This is a genomic window from Mesorhizobium sp. M7A.F.Ca.CA.002.15.2.1 (assembly GCF_003998715.1).
Taxonomy (GTDB): Bacteria; Pseudomonadota; Alphaproteobacteria; order Rhizobiales; family Rhizobiaceae; genus Mesorhizobium; species Mesorhizobium ciceri.
Genome location: NZ_RZPI01000497.1, coordinates 1 through 4,342 on the forward strand (window position 1 = coordinate 1; position 4,342 = coordinate 4,342).

Sequence of the window (4,342 nt, forward strand, 5' to 3'; positions counted from 1 at the left end):
CGATGGCGCCATCGGCCTGGGCAACGACGCTTTCGACCGACGCCGTCTTCGCCACCGCTTTCGTCAAACGCGACGGCAGCTTTGGCGCTGCCGTCCTGTCCGAGGCCGGCAAAGTCCTGCATGCGATCGATCTGCCCGATCGCGGCCACGATGTCACCTTCGATCCCATATCGAAACGCTCGGTGGTCTTCGCGCGGCAACCCGGCACCTTTGCCGTGGTTTTCGACCATTCGGGCCGTGATGCGCCGCTGACCATCGCCAGCATCGCCGGCCGGCATTTCTTCGGCCATGGCGTGTTTTCGGCCGACGGTGCGCTGCTCTATGCCACCGAAAACGACTTCGACAACGCCGCCGGCGTCGTCGGCGTCTACGATGCGCGGGCGAAATTCAGCCGTGTCGGCGAGTTCCCGACCTATGGAATGGGTCCGCACGAGCTTCTGCTCCTGGGCGATGGCAGGACGATTGCGGTAGCAAATGGCGGCATCGAGACCCATCCGGATTACGGCCGCGCCGAGCTCAACATTGCGACCATGAAGCCGTCCTACGTGCTGATAGACCGCGTCACCGGCGACCTCATCGAGAAGCACGAATTGCCGGCCGCACTGCATCAGCTGTCGATCCGCCACATGGACACCGATCCGTCCGGCACGGTCTGGTTCGGTTGCCAGTACAGGGGCCCGGGCACCGATCGTCCGCTGCTGGTCGGCCGCGCGGTGCGCGGCAAGGAATTGCAACTGCTCGACATGCCGCAGGACGTTTTGTCCGGCTTCCGCAACTACATAGGCTCGGTCGCCGCCAATCCGGCTGCCGGCACGGTCGCGGTCTCCTCGCCGGAAGGCAACTCGCTTGTCGTGCTCGATGCGGCCAGCGGACGGGTCGTCGCGAACAGCGCGCTGGTCGAGGTCTGCGGCGTGGCTCCCGATGGAACCGGCTTCATGGCCACCACCGGCGCTGGCGAGATCGTCGAGGGCAGTGGTGCGACACGCTCCGAACCGGACTATGTCTGGGACAACCACATGCTGCGCATCGAGCAGGCCGCATAGGCCACAAGCGAAGCCGCTTAACGAATTATGCACTATCCCCTTGCGGTGGCGGGCCGTGGCGGGCACAGGGAATTGTCTTTCGAACCGGTTGCTTCATGAAATTGCTTGCCATCGACTGTGCCGCCAACCTCTGCGCCGCTAGCGTCTATGACGCGACGGCGAAGCGGGAGCTCGGCCGCTCGGTGCTCGATCTCGGCAAGGGCCATGCCGAGCAGCTGATGGCGGTCATCGCCGAAGCGCTGGAGGCAGGCGCAACCGACTATGCAGGTCTTGGCGCCATTGCCGTGTCTGTCGGCCCCGGTTCCTTCACCGGTCTGCGGGTCGGCGTCTCGACCGCGCGTGGCCTGGCGCTGGCGCTGAAGATACCGGCAATCGGAGTGACGACACTGGAGGCGCTGGCTGCCGAAGCAGCGACGGCATTTCCCGGTCGCGCCGTGCTGGCGGCGCTGGATGCCGGCCGTGAGGAGATCCACGCGGCTTTTTACGACGAAAGGTTAGTCTTGACTTACGGTCCGGCCGTGGCCACGCTGGCCGACGTGGTGGCAATGGCGAAGGCAACGTCTCTGGTGCTTGCCGGCACCGCTGCAGCGCTCATCAGCGCATCGGCCGGGCGCGAATTCGATGTCGGCCCTCGGACGGCCACCGCCGACATTGTCACCTACGCCCGCCTGGCTGCCGCCAAGGGCGCGGGCGAACGGCCGAAACCACTCTATCTGCGCGGCGCCGACGCCAAGCCGCAGGCCGGGTTCATTCTTTCAAGGATCAGACCATGATCCCGAAAAGTGGAAGCCGGTTTTCACGGACAACGGTTCCCGTTTGTCCAGAGATCATGGTCAAACAAGAAAACAAAAATTAGATGCGCATACCTTTTCTCCAATCACGCCGCCGGGACTATGCGCTCGAGCCGCTGAGGATCGCCGACAGTCCGGCGGTCTCGCTGCTGCATCGCGAGGACTTTGTCCGCCCCTGGACCGATGGCGAATTTGCCGCCTTGCTCGAACAGGACACCGTGTTCGGCTATGCCGCGCGCGAAACCGGACAGGGCTCCAAGCCGCCCGTCGGCTTCGTGCTGGCGCGGCTTGCGGCAGGCGAGGGCGAGATCCTGACCGTCGCGGTGGCGCGATCGCATCGCCGGCAGGGGTTGGGCTGGCAATTGATGGACGCGGTGTTGCGCGAACTGCACGCGCAGCGCGCCGAAGCGCTGTTCCTCGAGGTCGACGAGACTAATGTCGCGGCGATCGCGCTTTATCGCCGGCTGGGCTTCCGCGAGGTCGGCAAGCGGCCGAATTACTACAGGTCGGCCGAACACGGACCGACCGGCGCGCTTGTCATGCGCCGCGATCTTCGCTAGCGAGACGGCCGGGATGGGGCGATGATCAAGAAAATCAGGATTTTCCTGGCGCTGGGCCTCGTTGTCGCCGGTTCGCTGGTCCTCGTGCCGTTACAGATACTGTCGATGAAGACCGGCTGGTGGCCGGAAACCTTCATCCTCAAGATCTGGCACAGGCTGATCATCAGGGCGCTCGGCATGCGCATCCATGTCAAGGGGACGCTGTCCGACAAGCGCCCGCTGCTGGTTGCGTCCAATCACATCTCCTGGACCGACATCATGGTGCTCGGCTCTTTTGCCGACGTAAAATTCATCGCCAGGGCTGATATGGAAGGCTGGCCGCTGATCGGCATGCTTTCGAAGCTGCAGCGTACCGTGTTCATCGAGCGCGAGCGCAAGCGTTCGTCGGGCGACCAGGCAAGCGAGATTGCCAGCCGCATGGCCAAGGGCGATGCGATGGTGCTGTTTGCCGAGGGCTCGACCGGCGACGGCAATATGGTCCTGCCGTTCAAGAGCACGCTGTTCGGCGCCGCCTCGATGGCGATTTCGGAAGGCGCGGCGGAACAGGTGTTCATCCAGCCGGTGGCGATCGCCTATACGCGTCTGCACGGCGTGCCGCTCGGCCGCCGGCATCGCCCGCTTGCCGCCTGGATCGGCGATGAGGATTTGATGCCGCATCTCAAGGTATTGCTGGCGGAGGGCGCGCTCGACGTCGAGGTGCATTTCGGCGAGGCAATCGCCTTTTCCAAGGGTTCGAACCGCAAGGAGACGTCGAAACTGATGGAAAGCCAGGTGCGTGAGATGATGCAGGCGGCGCTTGCCGACCCGCGGCCGAGCCGCTAGCCCCGGCATGCCCTTGCTGGCGCGGGCCGAGAATCGTCTGTTTTTTGTCACGGAAAGGCGTTAGAAGCCGCCTTATGGACTTGAACACGATAGAAAGCGACGACATCGGCACTATGGCTGGACAGCCGGCAGTGCTTTCCACGGCAGCGAAAAAAGTCTTCATCAAGACCTATGGCTGCCAGATGAACGTCTATGATTCGCAGCGTATGGCCGATGCGCTGGCTGCCGACGGCTATTCCGCGACCGATGCCATTGGCGAGGCGGACCTGGTGCTGCTGAACACCTGTCATATCAGGGAGAAGGCGGCCGAAAAGGTCTATTCCGAGCTCGGCCGTATCCGCGACATGAAAGCCGAGCGTGCCCTGGCCGGCCGCGAGATGCTGGTCGGCGTCGCCGGCTGCGTGGCGCAGGCCGAAGGCGCCGAGATCATCCGCCGTTCGCCGGCCGTCGACCTGGTCATCGGCCCGCAGACTTATCACCGGCTCCCCGACGTGCTGGCGCGGGTGCGCGGCGGCGAAAAGATCGTCGAGACCGACTACGCCATCGAGGACAAGTTCGAGCATCTGCCGCAGTCCAAGCGCGCCGAGGTCATCAAGCGCGGCGTCACCGCCTTCCTCACCGTGCAGGAAGGCTGCGACAAGTTCTGCACCTTCTGCGTCGTGCCCTATACCAGAGGCTCCGAAGTTTCCCGGCCGGTGGCGCAGATTGTCGCGGAGGCTGAGCGCCTGGCTGAAGCCGGGGTGCGCGAAGTGACGCTGCTTGGCCAGAACGTCAATGCCTGGCATGGCCAGGGCGAGAACGGCCACGAGTGGGGCCTTGGCCGCCTGCTGTTCAGGCTGGCCGAAATCCCCGGGCTGGCGCGTCTGCGCTACACCACCAGCCACCCGCGCGACATGGATGACGAGTTGATAGCGGCCCATCGCGATCTGCCGGCGTTGATGCCCTATCTGCATCTGCCGGTGCAATCGGGCTCCGACCGCATCCTCAAGGCGATGAATCGCCGGCACACGGCGAGGGATTATCTGGCGCTGCTCGACCGTATCCGCACTGCCCGGCCTGACATCGCGCTTTCCGGCGACTTCATCGTCGGCTTTCCCGGCGAGACAGAAGCGGATTTCGAGGCGAC

Annotated in this window: 5 protein-coding genes; all 5 read left to right on the forward strand. The window is 64.3% G+C overall.

Features of this window, described 5'->3' with window-relative positions; all coding sequences use genetic code 11:
* On the forward strand, nt 1-1,043 hold a 1,043-nt coding region (locus ENZ74_RS23560), incomplete at its 5' end, for a DUF1513 domain-containing protein (protein WP_127313019.1).
* Between the two features lie 95 nt (nt 1,044-1,138).
* Nucleotides 1,139-1,816, forward strand: a complete 678-nt coding sequence (tsaB, locus tag ENZ74_RS23565; protein WP_063169988.1) for a tRNA (adenosine(37)-N6)-threonylcarbamoyltransferase complex dimerization subunit type 1 TsaB — start codon at nt 1,139-1,141, stop codon at nt 1,814-1,816.
* Nucleotides 1,817-1,899: 83 nt separating this feature from the next.
* The gene (gene rimI, locus ENZ74_RS23570; RefSeq protein ID WP_063169989.1) at nt 1,900-2,394 is read left to right on the forward strand and encodes a ribosomal protein S18-alanine N-acetyltransferase; all 495 of its coding nucleotides are present in this window, start codon (nt 1,900-1,902) and stop codon (nt 2,392-2,394) included.
* Nucleotides 2,395-2,415: 21 nt separating this feature from the next.
* Nucleotides 2,416-3,216: a 1-acyl-sn-glycerol-3-phosphate acyltransferase gene (locus tag ENZ74_RS23575; protein ID WP_063169990.1), complete on the forward strand. Its 801-nt coding sequence runs from the start codon at nt 2,416-2,418 to the stop codon at nt 3,214-3,216.
* A 113-nt stretch (nt 3,217-3,329) separates the two neighbouring features.
* On the forward strand, nt 3,330-4,342 hold a 1,013-nt coding region (miaB, locus tag ENZ74_RS23580; RefSeq protein WP_245470993.1), incomplete at its 3' end, for a tRNA (N6-isopentenyl adenosine(37)-C2)-methylthiotransferase MiaB.

Bases quoted from the DNA above. Each gene is read 5' to 3' on its own strand.
- tsaB (WP_063169988.1), top strand. From the start codon at position 1,139: ATGAAATTGCTTGCCATCGACTGTGCCGCCAACCTCTGCGCCGCTAGC.
- rimI (WP_063169989.1), top strand. From the start codon at position 1,900: ATGCGCATACCTTTTCTCCAATCACGCCGCCGGGACTATGCGCTCGAG.
- ENZ74_RS23575 (WP_063169990.1), top strand. From the start codon at position 2,416: ATGATCAAGAAAATCAGGATTTTCCTGGCGCTGGGCCTCGTTGTCGCC.